This window comes from Burkholderia pyrrocinia (genome assembly GCF_001028665.1).
In the GTDB taxonomy this organism is placed as follows: domain Bacteria; phylum Pseudomonadota; class Gammaproteobacteria; order Burkholderiales; family Burkholderiaceae; genus Burkholderia; species Burkholderia pyrrocinia.
The window spans coordinates 2,965,556-2,981,042 of the sequence record NZ_CP011503.1; the positions used below are offsets into that span (position 1 = coordinate 2,965,556).

Sequence of the window (15,487 nt, forward strand, 5' to 3'; positions counted from 1 at the left end):
ATTCCCGTCATTTGGCGACACAGGCGGATGATAGAATGACCCGCCGCCGTCAATATAGAACTGTCTGACGGACACCTCTATGTTGATGCCGTGCACCATCAGTCAACGCAACGAGAACAATCATCGACAAACCCTTGAGCAAATATCCGTACCCCATTCCGAGCCGTGAAGAAATTCTCGGCGTGCTGCGTACGAGCGACGCGCCGCTGGCTGCCAACGACATCGCCGAAGCACTGTCGATCAAGCGGCAGGAGCGCGAGGGGTTCTTCCGGCGTGTCGCCGCGATGGAGCGCGACGGCCAGATCCGCCTCGACAAGCGCGGCCACTACCAGTTGACCCATCCGTCGAATTTCGTCGCCGGGCGCGTGCAGGGGCATCGCGATGGCTACGGGTTCGTGATCCGCGACGACGGCCAGGACGACCTGTTCCTGCCGAACGGCGAAATGCAGAAGGTGATGCACAACGATCGCGTGCTCGCGCGAATCGTCGGCTACGACCGCCGCGGCCGGCCGGAAGGGCATGTCGTCGAAGTCACCGAGCGCGCGAACAAGCGCGTGATCGGCCGCCTGCTCAACGAGAACGGTGCGCTGATCGTCGCGCCGGAAGACAAGCGCATCGGCCACGACATCCTGATCACGCAGAACGTGAAGAAGGCGAAGGTCGGGCAGGTCGTCGTCGTCGAGCTGACCGATTTCCCGAGCCGTCATTCGCAGCCGCTCGGCCGTGTCGTCGAAGTGCTCGGCGACATCGACGATCCGGGCATGGAAATCGAAATCGCGGTGCGCAAGTACGGCGTGCCGCATGAATTCAGCCAGCCGGCGCTCGACGAAGCCGCCGCGCTGCCCGACAAGGTACGGCCGGCCGACCTGCGATTCCGTGTCGACCTGCGCGACGTACCGCTCGTGACGATCGACGGCGAGGACGCACGCGACTTCGACGACGCCGTCTACTGCGAACCGGTCAAGGTCGGCCGCGGCGACGGCTTCCGGCTGATCGTCGCGATCGCCGACGTGTCGTACTACGTACAGCCGGGCAACGGGCTCGATGCCGATGCGCTCGAACGCAGCACGTCGGTGTATTTCCCGCGCCGCGTGATCCCGATGCTGCCGGAGAAACTGTCGAACGGCCTGTGCTCGCTGAACCCGCAAGTCGACCGCTGCGTGCTCGCGTGCGACATGGTGATTACCGCGCGCGGCGAGATCAAGGCGTACCAGTTCTATCCGGCCGTGATCCATTCGGCTGCGCGCCTCACGTACACCGAAGTCGCGGCCGTGCTGTCGAACACGAAAGGGCCGGAGGCCGCGCGCCGCGCGGACCTGCTGCCGCACCTGCAGAACCTGTACGGCGTCTACAAGTCGCTGTTCGCCGCACGGCAGAAGCGCGGCGCGATCGACTTCGACACGACCGAGACCTACATCGTCTGCAACTCGCAGGGCAAGATCGAGCAGATCGTGCCGCGTCAGCGCAACGATGCGCACAAGCTGATCGAGGAATGCATGCTGGCCGCGAACGTCTGCGCGGCCGACTTCCTGAAGCGCAACAAGCATCCGGGCCTGTACCGCGTGCACGCGGGGCCGACGCCGGAAAAGCTCGAGAACCTGCGCGCGTTCCTGCGCGGCATGGGCCTGTCGCTCGGCGGCGGCGACAAGCCGCATGCGAGCGACTACGCGGCGCTGATGGCGCAGATCCGCGACCGGCCCGACGCGCAGATGCTGCAGCCGATGCTGCTGCGTTCGATGCAGCAGGCTGTCTACAGCCCGGACAACATCGGCCACTTCGGTCTCGCGTACGAGGCGTACGCGCACTTCACGAGCCCGATCCGCCGTTATCCCGACCTGCTCACGCACCGCGCGATCTACTCGATCCTGTCCGGCAAGAAGTATGTGCCGAAGGCGCCGGAAGGCTTCGAACTGAACACCGCGCTGTCGCCGCGCGCCCGCGCGATGCAGCAGGCCGACGACGAGGCGCGCAATCGCTCGCGCTCGAACACGGCGATCTGGGAAGAGCTCGGCCTGCACTGCTCGGCGAACGAGCGGCGTGCGGACGAAGCGTCGCGCGACGTGGAGGCATGGCTCAAGTGCTATTTCATGCGCGACAAGCTCGGCGAGGAGTACGGCGGGATGGTGAACGGCGTCACGTCGTTCGGCATCTTCGTGCAACTCGACACGCTGTTCATCGAAGGGCTCGTGCACGTCACCGAACTCGGCTCGGACTACTTCCAGTACGACGAGATCAAGAACGAGCTGCGCGGTGAACGGACGGGCATCCGCTATCGCCTGTCGGACCGTGTGCGCGTGCAGGTGAGCCGCGTCGATCTCGACGCGCGCAAGATCGATTTCCGCCTCGTGCGCGATACGCCGGTGAAGGTGCCGCGCCCGGCGTCCGCGCCGGCTGCCGCAGGTGCCGGTGCCGGTGCCGGTGCCGATCGCAACGGCCCGCGCGTCCGCGCGTTGCCGCCGGCGGAGGAGTTCGCGCCGCGTCGCAAGAAGGCCGCGAGCGCGCCGAGCGCCGCGGTGAAGGAAGCGCAGGCTGCACGTGCCGCCGCGAAGAAGAAGAGCAGCGGTGGCAGCGGCGGCGCGGCGGCGAAACCGACCGCGAAGAAGCCGCGCGCCCGCAAGAAGTATTGAGTATTCGGGGCGGCGCATGCGCACGCCCTGCAGTATCGAGAGACGCCGCGTCACCGGTCATCGGCCGGCAACGCGGCGCTTTCCTTTTCCATGGATCGCGGCTGCGCGCGTCGCGCGGCCGCACGTTTGATCGAAGGTTGTTCCAGTCATGTCACGTCTGAAGGTTCTTTACGGTTTTCATGCGGTGACCGCACGTTTGCGGCACGATGCATCGACGGTTGCGGAGGTGCTGTACGACCAGACGCGCCGCGACCGCCGCATGCAGGACTTCCTGCACACCGCGAAGGAAGCGGGCGTGCGGCTGATCGCGGCCGACGAAACGCGCCTGTGGGGCCTCGCCCATACCGAGCGCCACCAGGGCGTCGTCGCGCGTGTCGAGGACGTGCCGCTCGCGCAGAACCTGTCCGAGCTGCTCGACGGCATCCAGGGGCCCGCGCTGCTGCTCGTGCTCGACGGCGTCACCGATCCGCACAACCTTGGCGCGTGCCTGCGCGTTGCCGATTCGGCGGGCGCGCACGCGGTGATCGCGCCGCGCGACCGTGCGGTCGGCCTGAACGCGACCGCGGCCAAGGTGGCGAGCGGCGCAGCCGATACGGTGCCGTACATCACGGTGACGAACCTCGCGCGCGCGCTGCGCGAGCTGAAGGAAGCCGGCGTGTGGATCATCGGCACGTCGGACGAGGCATCGGCGACGCTCTACGATACGAAGCTCGACGGCCCCGTCGCGCTCGTGATGGGTGCGGAAGGCGAAGGCATGCGCCGGCTCACGCGCGACACCTGCGACGAAGTGATGAGCATCCCGATGGCCGGCAGCGTGGAAAGCCTGAACGTGTCGGTCGCCAGCGGCGTATGCCTGTACGAAGCCGTGCGCCAGCGGCGCGTGAAGGGCTGACGCAACCTGTCTCGCGCGATGTGCGCGGGCGTGGGATGACCCGAACGACGCGCGCCGCGACGCGATGCGGCACGCGGTTCTCCGGAACTCGTGACCGATGACCCTGTTTCGCCTCGGCGCATCATGCGCCGTGCTATGCCTGCTGGCTGCCTGCACGTCGCCGTCGCTCGTCGAACGCAGCACCTACTACGCCGACACGAGCCTGCACGCACGCGGTGCCGATTCGCGGATCCGCTTTCTCGTGATGCATTACACCGAAAGCGACGAAGCGAAATCGCTGCGCACGCTGACAGGCGATTCGGTCAGCGTGCATTACGTCGTGCCGCCGCAGCCGCGCATCGAGCACGGGATGCCCGTCGTCTACCAGCTCGTTCCGGAATCGAAACGCGCATGGCACGCGGGCGTCAGCGAGTGGCAGGGCACGACCGAGCTGAACGCGGCGTCGATCGGCATCGAGAACGTAAACCGCGGCCCGCTCGATCCGCAGAATCGCACGTGGCAGCCGTATCCGCCCGAACAGGTCGATGCGTTGATTCGCCTGTCGAAGGACATCGTCGCACGCTACGCGATCCCGCCGACGCGGGTGGTCGGGCACAGCGACATCGCACCGCAACGCAAGATCGATCCGGGTCCGCTGTTCCCTTGGCATGCGCTCGCACTGGCCGGTGTCGGTGCATGGCCGGACGATGCGACCGTGGCCGCACGGCTCGGCGGCCGCGATCCGCACGCACTGGTCGACGTGCACGAACTGCAGCTCAAGCTCGCGCGCTACGGTTACGAAGTGCCGACCGACGGCGTGCTCGACGCACGCACGCGGCGCGTATTCGCGGCGTTCCAGATGCATTTCCGGCCGTCCGACTATGCGGGCAATCCGGACGCCGAAAGCGACGCGATCGCGCAGGCGTTGCTCGACAAATACTTCCCCGGCACGCAACCGGCGGACAACGCGCCCGCGGCGGACGCACCCTGAACGCACGGCGCACCGCGCGCCGAAAAACGCGGGCCGTCATCCGAGTCCGGTAAACTGGCGGTTTTCCGCAATCCTGCAGCATTACTACGCCATGACTCAAGACGAACTCAAACGCCTCGTCGGCCAGGCCGCCGCCGATTATGTGATCCAGAACGTGCCGGAAGGCGCCGTGATCGGTGTCGGCACCGGCTCGACTGCCAACTGCTTCATCGACGCGCTCGCCGTCGTCAAGTCGCGTTATCGCGGCGCCGTGTCGAGCTCCGTCGCCACGACCGAACGCCTGAAATCGCACGGCATCAAGGTGTTCGACCTGAACGAGGTCGACTCGCTGCAGGTGTACGTCGACGGCGCCGACGAGATCGACGCGAGCGGTGCGATGATCAAGGGCGGCGGCGGCGCGCTGACGCGCGAGAAGATCGTCGCGTCGGTGGCCGACACGTTCGTCTGCATCGCCGATGCCAGCAAGCGCGTGCCGGTGCTCGGCGCGTTCCCGCTGCCCATCGAGGTCGTGCCGATGGCGCGCACGGCGATCGGCCGGCGCGTGACCGCGCTCGGCGGCGTGCCCGTGCTGCGCGTGACGAAGGACGGCGCGCCGTACATCACCGACAACGGCAACGAGATCATCGACGTGAAGGGGCTGCAGATCGCCGATCCGCGCGGTTTCGAAGCGCAGGTGAATGCATGGCCTGGCGTCGTGACGGTCGGCCTGTTTGCCGAGCGCGGTGCGAATCTGTGCTTGCTCGGCACGGAAAACGGTGTTGAAAGGATCGTTTATTCGGCCGAATTGAGTTGAATGAGAAGCAGTCCGTAATGGTGTCAGCGACCCGTAATGGATTGCATGTTTAAATCTTGTGGAATTCGAGGCCCGGCAAGCGCAGCGCGCTTCCCGGGCCTTTTTTGTAGCCTTATAAATCACCCCGTCAAAAAGAGGGATAACCCTGTCAGGTGTTTACCAGATAGCGAAATATCCTCGAACTCATCAACTTATAGATCATAAGAACAGTAGTAACCAGGGCCGGCGGAACTGCGGAGCAGGTGTTCGCAAATCGACGCACGGGGAGGTGTCATGGAGCAGGGCAAAGACCGGTCACTGGTCGCCAAAGTGATGGATGGGCTTGTCTCGGGTATCGTCGAAGACAAGTACGGCGGCATCTTGCCGCCGCAGGACGTGCTGTCGAAAGAGTTCGACGTGAGCCGCACTGTGATGCGGGAAGCGTTGTCGATGTTGCTTGCGCGCGACATGCTGGACGTGCGGCCGAAAGTCGGCACGCGCGTGCGGCCGATGCGCGACTGGCGCATGATCGACGAAGACGTCGTGAGCTGGCGGTTTCGGGCAAAACCCGATCCGCAGTTCATGCGCGACGTCATCGAATTCCGGATGCTGATCGAACCGCGCGCGACTGCGCAGGCGGCCGTGCGCGCGACGGCAGCCGACATCGCGGGCATCCGCGAAGCATTCGATGCGTTCAAGGTGCTGCAGCCGGGCGATTCCGGCTACGACACGGCGGACGAGTTGCTGCACACGCGGATCGTGCAGGCGAGCGGCAATCAGTTCTTCCAGCAGATGGCGGCGATCGTGCGCGGTGCGGTGCGCCTCGTGAATCCGCGCGTCGTGAAGAAGGAGGGCGCACACGAAATCGCCGTCAAAGCGCATGCGCGTGTCGTCGACGCGATCGAGCGGCGCGATCCGCGCGAAGCCGAAGCGGCCTCGCTCGCGCTGATCGATTTCAGCGCCGACGAGATATCGCGCGATTTCTCGGTCGACGTGCCCGTGCGCGCCTGACGCTGTTCGTGTCGCTCATCCGTGTGCCGGCGAGCCGTTTATCATGACGGCCGGTCGGCAGCGTGCCGGCCATCGTCATACGACCGACACGGAAGATCAGGATGAACGACAACGACCATCGCCCGGTGCGCTTCGGCATCGTCGGTGCAGGCAGCATTGCGCGCCGCTTCGCGCAAAGCCTCGCACACGTGCCGGGCGCCACGCTCGCCGGCGCCTGGGCCCGCCGCGCCGACGCAGCGGCAGCCTTTTGCGAGACATGCGGCGGCACGCCTGCCGCGAGCCTCGAAGCGCTCCTCGCGAGCGATCTCGACGCGATCTACATCGCGACGCTCCATGACAGTCACGCGCAGTACACGCTGGCCGCGCTCGCCGCCGGCAAGGCCGTGCTGTGCGAAAAACCCGCGACGCTGAACGCGGCGCAACTCGATACCGTGCTGCGTGCGGCACGCGACGCCGGGCGGCTCTTCATGGAAGCGATGAAGCCGCCGTTCTTTCCGCTGTACCGTCAGTTGCGTGCGCGCCTGCATGACGATCCTATCGGCGAGATCCGGCTCGTGCGCGCGGGGTGCGCATCGTCGTCGGTACCCGGCGACCATTCCGTCTATCGCCTCGATCGCGCGGGCGGCGCGCTGCTCGATATCGGGATCTACGAGGCGTTTCTCGCGGTCGACTGGCTCGGCGCGGCGCTCGACGTGCAGACGCTCGGCCGCGTCGGTACGACGGGTGTCGACATGTTCGCGAGCCTGAACAGCCTGCATGCAAACGGCGGGATCGCGCAGCTCTTTTGCGGGCTCGACGTGATGGGGCGCGGCGACGCGCTGATTGCCGCAGCCGGCGGGCACGTGACGATTCACGAAAAGTGGTGGAACCCCTCGCGCGCGACGATTCGCTATGCGGACGGGCGTACCGTCGAACTCGACGCGCCGGTCGACGGCGGCGGGCTGAACTACGAGACCGCGCATTTTTGCGACCTGCTGCGCGCGGGCGAAACCGAAAGCCCGATCATGACGCACGACCATTCGCGGCAGATGATCGCGATGACCGATGCCGCGCGTGCCGCGCTCGGCGTGCGCTATTCGGGCGAGTAGGCGGAAAGGACGGTGCCGGGCCCGCGTGCGCGGCCCGGCGGAAGGCGTGCGCTCAGTGTCGCGACGGCAGCGACAGGCGCTTTTCGTACCAGCGCTGCGCCCATTCGAGGATCTGGCACAGGATCCAGTACACGGCCGCGGCGGCGAGATAGAGCGGCAGCGGCTGGTAGGTCGCCGCGATCACTTCCTGCGCGCTGCGCAGCAGTTCGGTCACGGTGATCACGGACACGAGCGACGTGTCCTTGATCAGGCTGATCAGGCTGTTCGACAGGCTCGGCACCGCGATGCGCAGTGCCTGCGGGCCGATCACGTAGCGCAGCGTTTGCCCCCACGACAGCCCCAGGCTGTATGACGCGAGCCATTGGCCGCGGTGAATGCCGTTGATCGCGCCGCGCATGCTTTCGGACATGTAAGCCGCGACGTTCGCGGACAGCGCGATGACGCCGGCCGGCGTCGGGTCGAGCGAGATGCCGAGGCTCGGCAGCCCGTAGTAGATGACGAAGATCTGCACCAGCAGCGGCGTGCCGCGCATCAGGCTCACGTACGCGCGCGCGAGCCCCGCGAGCGCGTTGACCCAGATGCGTTCGAAGCCGTCGAGCGGCTCGCTTTGCCGGATGCCCATCATCGCGAGCACGACGGCGCCGAGCAGGCCGAACACCATCGACAGCACGGCGAACTTGACGGTCAATACGGCGCCCTGGGCGAGCACCGGCAACGATTGGACGAGCAGGGACGTTGTCGACATGGAATACGAATCGAATGCGAGCGCGAAAGCGCAATCATAAACCGGACGAATAAAACAAAGGGCGGCATCGTTGCGGATGCCGCCCTGTCCGGCCCGCCGTCAGGCGGGAAATGCAGGCGTGCTTACTTGATCGGTTTCGTCACGTCGATGCCGAACCACTTGTCCGAGATCTTCGTGAACGTGCCGTCGGACGCGAGTTGCGCCATCGCGTCGTCGATGGCCTTCTGGAACTTCGGGTTGCCCTTCTTGAACGGGATGCCCGACGGGTTCGCCGAGCCGACGTTCGCGCCCGGGCGCAGCGGCAGCTGCGAATTCTTCGTCAGGTACGCGAGCATCAGGCGATCGTTGAGCGCTGCGTCGAGACGGCCGGCCGCGAGATCGCGCAGGTACTCGGGCGCACCCGGGTACGTCTTCACGTCGATGCCGGGCACCGACTTCGCCATGTCCATGTAGTTCGTGCCGAGCGCGACGCCGAGCTTCTTGCCCTTCAGGTCTTCCAGCGACTTGAACTCACGCGAATCGTCCTTGCGCTGGATCAGCTGCGCGGACGAGTACGTGTATGCCGGCGAGAAGTCGAGCGTCTCCTTGCGCTTGTCGGTGATGCCGACCTGGTTGGCGATCACGTCGAACTTGCCGGCCTGCAGGCCCGCGATGATGCCGCTCCATTCGGTCGTCACGAACTCGGCTTTCACGCCGAGCTTCGCGGCGACGGCCTTTGCGATGTCGACGTCGAAGCCGACGAGCTCGCCTTGCGGGTTCTTCGCGTTGAACGGCGGGAACGTACCTTCGAGGCCGACCCGCAGCGTGCCGCGTTGTTTCACCTGGTCGAGGAGGTCGGCCGCATGCGCGGTGGCGGCGAACGACGTGCCGATCAGGCCGGCAACCAGCAGCTTCTTCAGCAGCGCAAATTTCATCGTGTGTTTCCTTGCCCTGTCCGGGTCAATGATTCTGATAGTGGAGCCGATGATAGCAAAAATGCAATCGATAGCTAAATATCGTTTGTTTATGCCTATATTACGTGGTGCGCTCGCGGGCGATCGCCTTCACGCATTCCGAGACGAGCGCGGGGCCGCGGTAGATGAAGCCCGTATAAAGCTGGACCAGTGACGCACCGGCCGCGAGCTTCGCCCGGGCGTCCTCGCCCGAGAAAATGCCGCCGACGCCGATGATCGGCACTTCGCTGCCGACTTCGGCGTGCAGCTTGCGGATCACCTCGTTCGACGCGTCGAACACCGGGCGGCCCGACAGGCCGCCGGCTTCGTCCGCATGCGGCAGGCCCTGGACGGCCGCGCGCGACAGCGTGGTGTTGGTGGCAATCACCGCTTCGATCTTGTGGCGCAGCAGCGTGTCGCCGATTTCCTTGACCTGTTCGTCGTCGAGGTCGGGTGCGATCTTCAGCGCGAGCGGCACGAGCTTGCCGTGCAGGTCGGCGAGACGCTGCTGCTTGTCCTTCAGCGCGGCGAGCAGTGCGTCGAGCTCGCCCGCGCCCTGCAGCTGGCGCAGGTTCTTCGTGTTCGGCGACGAGATGTTGATCGTCACGTAGCTCGCGAACGGGTACACGCGTTCGAGGCAGTACAGGTAGTCCTCGGCGGCGCGTTCGATCGGCGTATCGGCGTTCTTGCCGATGTTCAGGCCGAGGATGCCGCGATAGCGGGCGGCCTGGACGTTCTTCACGAACTGGTCGACGCCGTGGTTGTTGAAGCCCATCCGGTTGATCAGCGCTTCGGCCTGCGGCAGGCGGAACATCCGCGGGCGCGGGTTGCCGGGCTGCGCGCGCGGCGTGACGGTGCCGACCTCGATGAAGCCGAAGCCGAGCGCCGCAAGGCCGTCGATGGCCGCGCCATCCTTGTCGAGGCCGGCCGCGAGGCCGACCGGGTTGCGGAACGTGAGCCCCATCACGGTGCGCGGCGCGTCGGGCACGCGGGCCGACAGCGCGCAGGCGAGGCCGGTGCGGCCGGCCGCGCCGAGCGCGCGCAGCGTGAGGTGGTGAGCGTCTTCCGCATCCATCTTGAACAGGGATGCGCGGGCCAGCGGATAGAGGGAACTGAACACGGGAATTGGGCGGACGGCCGGTATGAATGACAACCCGCTATTTTACCGGGAGTTGCGCGGCAGGGGCGCGCTTCGCTTCGTCGCCCCCGCGGCGCGCGTCAGCCCGAGCCGGAATGCCCGCCCGGCAACGGTGCGCGCGGGGCCAGCGCCGCGTCGACGGGCGGCAGGTCGACCCGATCCGGATCGAGTATCTTCCAGCGGCCGTCGATCAGCCCCTCGAGCGGATGGAAGTTCGCCTTGTACGCCATCTTCGGGCTCTCGCGGATCCAGTAGCCGAGGTACACGTACGGCAGCCCGAGGCTCTTCGCCTGCTCGATCTGCCACAGGATGTTGTAGGTGCCGTAGCTCGTGTGCCGGTCGTCGGGCTCGAAGAACGTGTAGACCGACGACAGCCCGTCGCCGAGGATGTCGATCATGCTGACCATGCGCAGCTTGCCGGGCTCGCCGCCCGGCGCGTCGAGATCGCGGAATTCGACGAGGCGCGAGTTGATCCGGCTCTGCAGCAGGAACTGTTCGTACTGGTCGCGGCTGTCGCGATCCATCCCGCCGCCCGCGTGGCGCGCGGACTGGTAGCGCATGTAGAGCGCGTAGTGTTCTTCGTCGTAGTGCAGCGGCGAGACCGTCGCGACGAGCGCGCGGTGCCGCTTCCACATCCTGCGCTGCGTGCGCGACGGCACGAACGCGTCGATCGGCACGCGCACCGGCACGCAGGCGCGGCAGCCGTCGCAGTACGGGCGATACGTGAAGACGCCCGAGCGGCGGAAGCCGGCCTTCACGAGTTCGGTGTAGATGTCGGAGTTGATCAGGTGGCTCGGCGTCGCGACTTGCGAGCGCGCGATACGGCCGTCCAGATAGCTGCACGGATAGGGCGCCGTTGCATAGAATTGCAGCGCCGAAAGCGGTGAAAGCGGCAGCTCAGTCGGGTGAGTCATGGGCAGCTCTCGATGCAGGGAAGGAGTGCCGCGCTAGCGCTCGATCCCGGAGGGCGCCGCCGTTTCGGCGGGGCCCGTCAGCGCGGCGAGCACGCGCTTGTCGAACTGCCACGGAATCGGCGGTTCGGCTACCGCGCTGCGCACGTGAGCGACAAAGGCCTTGCGTGCGATCTCGCGGCCGCCGAGCGACGCTAGATGCGACGTATTCTGCTGGCAGTCTATCATCTCCAGCCCCTGGCCGCGAAGGTGGGCGACGAGCGTGGCCAGCGCGATTTTCGATGCGTCGGTGGCATCCGCATACATCGACTCGCCGAAAAACATCCGCCCGAACGACACGCCGTACAGGCCGCCGACACGGCGCCCGTCGTGCCACGTCTCGATGCTGTGCGCGTTGCCGGAGCGGTAGAGCGTGGTGTAGGCGTCGATGATCTCGGCCGTGATCCACGTGCCGCGCTGCCCGCGGCGCGGCGCCTGCGCGCAGGCGCGCATCACGCCCGGGAAGTCGTGATCGACGCGCACTTCCCATGCAGGGTCGCGCTGCACGCGCTTAAGCGTCTTGCGCAGCGACGGCGACACCTTGAATTCGGTCGGCACGAGGATCATGCGCGGGTCGGGGCTCCACCACAGCACCGGCTGGCCGTCCGAGTACCACGGGAAGATGCCGCGCAGGTACGCGTCGATGAGGCGCGACGGCAGCAGGTCGGCGCTCGCGGCGAGCAGTCCGGGCGCGCCGGTCGCGGGACCGAGCGCGCGTTCGATGGGTGGAAACGGATCGTCCGGGCCGAGCCAGGGGACCATGGGGGGCGGGCTCAGCCGTTGCGCAGCGAGCGGAAGATATCGCCGGTGTGCACGCCGTAGTCGCCCGCGGCGCGATCGGCGAAGAAGAATCGCAGGGTCTGGCTGACGGTCGGGAACGCAATTTCGTCCCACGGGATGTCGGCCTCGTCGAACAGCTTCACTTCGAGGCTTTCCTCGCCAGCTTCGAAACCCGGATCGGTGAGCCGCGCGAGGTAGAACAGGTGAACCTGGTGCACGTGCGGCACGTTGAGCAGCGTGAACAGGTTCTGCACCTCGACGCGCGCGCCGGCTTCCTCGAGCGTTTCGCGCGCGGCGGCTTCGGCCGTCGTCTCGCCCATTTCCATGAAGCCCGCGGGCAGCGTCCAGAACCCGTAGCGCGGTTCGATCGCGCGGCGGCACAGCAGGATCTGATCGCCCCAGACCGGGACCGTGCCGACGACGTTGCGCGGATTCTGGTAATGGATCGTGCCGCAGTGATCGCAGACGAATCGCTCGCGGTTGTCGCCGGGAGGAATGCGCGCGATGACTTCGTGACCGCAGACGGAGCAGAATTTCATGTCGAGTGGAAGGGACGAGGTGATGCGAGTGTATCACCGGGGCGCGGCATTCTTGAACGCCTGCGCATGCGGGCGGCGTGCCGCGCGACGCGGCGTGCGTGGGCGAAGAGGGGGCGGGGATCGGGTGCGGAAAAGCAAAAAGCCCGGTACGAGACCGGGCTTTTTGCATGATTCTGGACGGGTTGGTTGCGGGGGTAGGATTTGAACCTACGACCTTCGGGTTATGAGCCCGACGAGCTGCCAGACTGCTCCACCCCGCGTCCGTCGAAGAAATGAATTATAAGGAGTTCCCCTGACGCGTGCAAGCACTTTCTGACAATCGCGTGTCGCGTCTCGTGGGGACGGTACCGTGGGCGCGTGCGCTAGAATCGAGCGGTTTGTTTCGTCTCTTCGGCAGCGGCGCCGTGCGCGATCGCATCGGCACCGTTGCGACTCACCTTATTGCATCGACGGATTCATGGACATCGCTCACGATCTTCAATCGATCGGCGCGCAGGAACAGGCGCTCGTGTTTCCCCATTTCGACCCCGCCCGCGCATGGGCGCTCGGCAACCGGATGCATGCGCTCGCGACGTCGCGCGGCCATGCGATCGCGATCGACATCGTCACGTTCGGCCAGCCGCTGTTCCACGCGGCGCTCGCCGGTGCGACGCCCGACAACGCCGACTGGGTCCGCCGCAAGCGCAACGTCGTCGCGCATTTCCGGCGCAGCTCGTATGCGATCGGCCTGCGCATGCAGCAGGCCGGCGCCACGCTGGCGGACAAGCACGGGTTGCCGATCGCCGAATATTCGCCGCATGGCGGTTCGTTTCCGCTGACCGTCGCGGGCGCCGGCGTGATCGGGTCGATCACCGCGTCGGGGCTGCCGCAGCGCGCCGACCACGAATTCGTCGTCGAGGCGCTGTGTGCCGAGCTCGGCCAGGACTACGCCGTGCTGGCCCTCGCGAGGAGCTGAGCGATGCAGCTTCCCGGATACGCCTGGCTCGCGATCGCGATCGTCGCGGAAGTGGTCGGCACGTCCGCGCTGCGCGCGGCGGACGGCTTCACGCGCTTCTGGCCGTCGGCGCTCGTTGTCGCCGGTTACGGCATCGCGTTCTACTGCCTGTCGCTGACGCTGCGCACGATGCCCGTCGGCATCATCTATGCAGTCTGGTCGGGCGCTGGCATCGTGCTGATCACGCTCGTCGCGATGCTGCTCTATCGCCAGGTGCCGGACGTACCGGCAGTGATCGGCCTCGGGCTGATCATCGCGGGCGTCGTGGTGCTGAACCTGTTCTCGAAGATGCAGGCGCACTGAACGTGCGACTGCCATTTGCCGGATGGCCCTCATGACCGATTCCACTTCCGCCGCTGTCGCCGCCGAATCCGCCCAGCCCGACGTGCGCGCCTATGTCGCGAACCGCATCGGCTTTCTCGAACTGAACCGGCCGAAGGCGCTGAACGCGTTGTCGGTCGGCATGATCCGGCTGATGCAGCAGGCGCTCGACGCATGGCGCGACGATCCGGAGGTCGTTGCGGTCGTCGTGCACAGTCCGCACCCGCGCGCCTTCTGCGCGGGCGGCGACGTGCGCTTCTTCCACGAGGCGTGGCAGCGCGGCGACCGCGACGCGGTCGACACGTTCTTCATCGACGAATACACGCTGAACCATGCGATCTTCACGTTTCCGAAGCCTTATATCGCGCTGATGCACGGCGTCGTGATGGGCGGCGGCATGGGTATTTCGCAGGCAGCGCGGCATACGGGCGGCCTGCGCGTCGTGACCGACTCGACGAAGATGGCGATGCCCGAAACGCGCATCGGGCTGTTCCCGGACGTCGGGATGAGCTGGTTTCTCGCGCGCACGCCCGGTGCGATCGGCCGCTATCTTGCCGTGACGGGTGCGACGCTCGATGCGGCCGGTGCGCTGTACGCGCAGCTCGCCGACGTCTATCTGCCCGATGCCGCGCTGCCGGCGCTGCTCGACACGCTGCGCAGCGCGCGCATCGACAGCGGTGCGCAGGCCGTCGCCTGCGTGGCCGACGCGGCTGCCGCGCACAAGGTCGTGCCGACACCGGACACGTCGGCGCTGGCCGATGCGCGCGCCGGGATCGACCGCCATTTCGCGCAGCCCGACATCAACGCGATCCTCGCATCGCTCGATGCCGAGCCGGATTGCGCGACCGTCGATGGATGGATCGAGAAGGCGACCCATGCGATGCGCGGCCAACTGTCGCCGCTGTCGATGGCCGTGTCGCTCGAGGTCGTCGAACGCGCACGTGGCGCGACGATGGCCGATTGTCTGCGACGCGATCTCGATCTCACGCGCTCGACGTTCGCGCGCGGCGACGTGATCGAAGGTGTGCGTGCGCTGATCGTCGACAAGGATCACCAGCCGGTCTGGCGCTTCAGGTCGGCCGCCGACATCGATCGGACAGACGTGCTCGCGATGTTCGACAGCCCGTGGACGCCCGACACGCATCCGCTGCGGCACCTGAAGGACTGACCGAAGCGCGAGACAGAAACGAACAGGCCGCCTGCACACATGCAGGCGGCCTGTTCGTTTATGGATGTCGATCGATCTGCGTTCGAAGGGCGCAGAGCCCGTTCCTGCGTTACGCGTCGCCCGCGTTGTCCGACATGAACGCGCGCATGAACACGAGCGCGCCGAAGCCCCACACCGCGTTCGCCGCGAAGCCGGCCGCGAGCACGGGCATCATGTTGCCCGACGGCCAGATGCCGCGCAGCGGATCGATCGCGAACACGCGTGCTGCAGTCAGCACGATGCCGCCGAACATGAGTGCGCCGATCCACGACGCCTCGCGTTCCGGCGACACGCGCAACAGCCATGCCATCGGGATCGCGCAGCACGCGCTGATCAGCGCGTTCGCGACAAATTCAGGAATGCCGAGCGGCGCGAACGGCTGCGTCGAGAAGCCGGTCGCGGCGATCAGGTCCGCTGTGTGAAGGAGTGCGAGCGTGGCCTCGCGAAAGAACAGGGCGGCAAGGAAGCCGGACAGGAACGGCAGGATGACTTTCTGCATCGATGAGTGCACCGCAGGCGCG

The 15,487-nt window shown here is 66.5% G+C and carries 16 protein-coding genes and 1 tRNA gene; 9 read left to right on the forward strand and 8 right to left on the reverse strand.

Going from position 1 to position 15,487, the window contains the following annotated elements; genetic code table 11:
• The first annotated feature begins 134 nt into the window (after positions 1–134).
• From rnr to ABD05_RS13560, 6 genes are all read left to right on the forward strand, one after another.
• Positions 135–2,627 carry a ribonuclease R gene (gene rnr / locus ABD05_RS13535; RefSeq protein WP_047900559.1) on the forward strand — a complete coding sequence of 831 codons (2,493 nt, stop codon included), beginning with the start codon at positions 135–137 and terminating at the stop codon, positions 2,625–2,627.
• A gap of 148 nt (positions 2,628–2,775) precedes the next feature.
• A complete protein-coding gene (gene rlmB, locus ABD05_RS13540) occupies positions 2,776–3,519 on the forward strand; it encodes a 23S rRNA (guanosine(2251)-2'-O)-methyltransferase RlmB (protein ID WP_034184068.1) in 744 nt (247 codons plus the stop codon).
• A 97-nt stretch (positions 3,520–3,616) separates the two neighbouring features.
• Positions 3,617–4,489, forward strand: coding sequence for an N-acetylmuramoyl-L-alanine amidase (locus ABD05_RS13545; protein ID WP_047900560.1), 873 nt, complete (start codon positions 3,617–3,619; stop codon positions 4,487–4,489).
• 91 nt (positions 4,490–4,580) lie between these two features.
• A complete protein-coding gene (gene rpiA, locus ABD05_RS13550) occupies positions 4,581–5,282 on the forward strand; it encodes a ribose-5-phosphate isomerase RpiA (protein WP_047900561.1) in 702 nt (233 codons plus the stop codon).
• Positions 5,283–5,555: 273 nt separating this feature from the next.
• Positions 5,556–6,272 carry a FadR/GntR family transcriptional regulator gene (locus tag ABD05_RS13555; protein WP_047900562.1) on the forward strand — a complete coding sequence of 239 codons (717 nt, stop codon included), beginning with the start codon at positions 5,556–5,558 and terminating at the stop codon, positions 6,270–6,272.
• A 101-nt stretch (positions 6,273–6,373) separates the two neighbouring features.
• Positions 6,374–7,360, forward strand: a complete 987-nt coding sequence (locus tag ABD05_RS13560; RefSeq protein WP_047900563.1) for a Gfo/Idh/MocA family protein — start codon at positions 6,374–6,376, stop codon at positions 7,358–7,360.
• A gap of 52 nt (positions 7,361–7,412) precedes the next feature.
• Here ABD05_RS13560 and ABD05_RS13565 read toward each other — a convergent pair whose 3' ends face one another.
• From ABD05_RS13565 to ABD05_RS13595, 7 genes are all read right to left on the reverse strand, one after another.
• Positions 7,413–8,105 (reverse strand): amino acid ABC transporter permease, encoded by a 693-nt coding sequence (locus ABD05_RS13565; RefSeq protein ID WP_047900564.1) that lies wholly within the window; start codon positions 8,103–8,105, stop codon positions 7,413–7,415.
• A 122-nt stretch (positions 8,106–8,227) separates the two neighbouring features.
• Positions 8,228–9,019, reverse strand: a complete 792-nt coding sequence (locus ABD05_RS13570) for a cystine ABC transporter substrate-binding protein (protein ID WP_047900565.1) — start codon at positions 9,017–9,019, stop codon at positions 8,228–8,230.
• A 100-nt stretch (positions 9,020–9,119) separates the two neighbouring features.
• Positions 9,120–10,157, reverse strand: coding sequence for a quinone-dependent dihydroorotate dehydrogenase (locus ABD05_RS13575; RefSeq protein ID WP_047900566.1), 1,038 nt, complete (start codon positions 10,155–10,157; stop codon positions 9,120–9,122).
• A 98-nt stretch (positions 10,158–10,255) separates the two neighbouring features.
• Positions 10,256–11,089 (reverse strand): arginyltransferase, encoded by an 834-nt coding sequence (locus ABD05_RS13580; protein WP_047900567.1) that lies wholly within the window; start codon positions 11,087–11,089, stop codon positions 10,256–10,258.
• 33 nt (positions 11,090–11,122) lie between these two features.
• Positions 11,123–11,887, reverse strand: a complete 765-nt coding sequence (gene aat / locus ABD05_RS13585) for a leucyl/phenylalanyl-tRNA--protein transferase (protein ID WP_047900568.1) — start codon at positions 11,885–11,887, stop codon at positions 11,123–11,125.
• Positions 11,888–11,898: 11 nt separating this feature from the next.
• Positions 11,899–12,444 (reverse strand): NUDIX hydrolase, encoded by a 546-nt coding sequence (locus ABD05_RS13590; RefSeq protein ID WP_021161562.1) that lies wholly within the window; start codon positions 12,442–12,444, stop codon positions 11,899–11,901.
• Positions 12,445–12,627: 183 nt separating this feature from the next.
• Positions 12,628–12,704: transfer RNA gene (locus tag ABD05_RS13595), tRNA-Met, on the reverse strand.
• Positions 12,705–12,901: 197 nt separating this feature from the next.
• Here ABD05_RS13595 and ABD05_RS13600 point away from each other — a divergent pair.
• Genes ABD05_RS13600 through ABD05_RS13610 form a run of 3 tightly spaced genes read left to right on the forward strand, consistent with a single transcriptional unit; the run spans position 12,902 to position 14,927 of the window.
• A complete protein-coding gene (locus tag ABD05_RS13600; RefSeq protein WP_047900569.1) occupies positions 12,902–13,399 on the forward strand; it encodes a heme-degrading domain-containing protein in 498 nt (165 codons plus the stop codon).
• A 3-nt stretch (positions 13,400–13,402) separates the two neighbouring features.
• Positions 13,403–13,741, forward strand: a complete 339-nt coding sequence (locus ABD05_RS13605) for a DMT family transporter (protein ID WP_047900570.1) — start codon at positions 13,403–13,405, stop codon at positions 13,739–13,741.
• Positions 13,742–13,772: 31 nt separating this feature from the next.
• Positions 13,773–14,927 carry an enoyl-CoA hydratase/isomerase family protein gene (locus tag ABD05_RS13610; protein WP_047900571.1) on the forward strand — a complete coding sequence of 385 codons (1,155 nt, stop codon included), beginning with the start codon at positions 13,773–13,775 and terminating at the stop codon, positions 14,925–14,927.
• Positions 14,928–15,036: 109 nt separating this feature from the next.
• Here ABD05_RS13610 and ABD05_RS13615 read toward each other — a convergent pair whose 3' ends face one another.
• Positions 15,037–15,465, reverse strand: coding sequence for a hypothetical protein (locus ABD05_RS13615; RefSeq protein ID WP_047900572.1), 429 nt, complete (start codon positions 15,463–15,465; stop codon positions 15,037–15,039).
• Positions 15,466–15,487 lie beyond the last annotated feature (22 nt).

Coding starts and splice junctions, on each gene's coding strand:
- ABD05_RS13565 (WP_047900564.1), bottom strand. CDS start 8,105: ATGTCGACAACGTCCCTGCTCGTCCAATCGTTGCCGGTGCTCGCCCAG.
- aat (WP_047900568.1), bottom strand. CDS start 11,887: ATGGTCCCCTGGCTCGGCCCGGACGATCCGTTTCCACCCATCGAACGC.
- ABD05_RS13580 (WP_047900567.1), bottom strand. CDS start 11,089: ATGACTCACCCGACTGAGCTGCCGCTTTCACCGCTTTCGGCGCTGCAA.
- ABD05_RS13545 (WP_047900560.1), top strand. CDS start 3,617: ATGACCCTGTTTCGCCTCGGCGCATCATGCGCCGTGCTATGCCTGCTG.
- ABD05_RS13605 (WP_047900570.1), top strand. CDS start 13,403: ATGCAGCTTCCCGGATACGCCTGGCTCGCGATCGCGATCGTCGCGGAA.
- ABD05_RS13555 (WP_047900562.1), top strand. CDS start 5,556: ATGGAGCAGGGCAAAGACCGGTCACTGGTCGCCAAAGTGATGGATGGG.
- ABD05_RS13615 (WP_047900572.1), bottom strand. CDS start 15,465: ATGCAGAAAGTCATCCTGCCGTTCCTGTCCGGCTTCCTTGCCGCCCTG.
- rpiA (WP_047900561.1), top strand. CDS start 4,581: ATGACTCAAGACGAACTCAAACGCCTCGTCGGCCAGGCCGCCGCCGAT.
- ABD05_RS13570 (WP_047900565.1), bottom strand. CDS start 9,019: ATGAAATTTGCGCTGCTGAAGAAGCTGCTGGTTGCCGGCCTGATCGGC.
- ABD05_RS13560 (WP_047900563.1), top strand. CDS start 6,374: ATGAACGACAACGACCATCGCCCGGTGCGCTTCGGCATCGTCGGTGCA.
- ABD05_RS13600 (WP_047900569.1), top strand. CDS start 12,902: ATGGACATCGCTCACGATCTTCAATCGATCGGCGCGCAGGAACAGGCG.
- rlmB (WP_034184068.1), top strand. CDS start 2,776: ATGTCACGTCTGAAGGTTCTTTACGGTTTTCATGCGGTGACCGCACGT.
- ABD05_RS13610 (WP_047900571.1), top strand. CDS start 13,773: ATGACCGATTCCACTTCCGCCGCTGTCGCCGCCGAATCCGCCCAGCCC.
- ABD05_RS13590 (WP_021161562.1), bottom strand. CDS start 12,444: ATGAAATTCTGCTCCGTCTGCGGTCACGAAGTCATCGCGCGCATTCCT.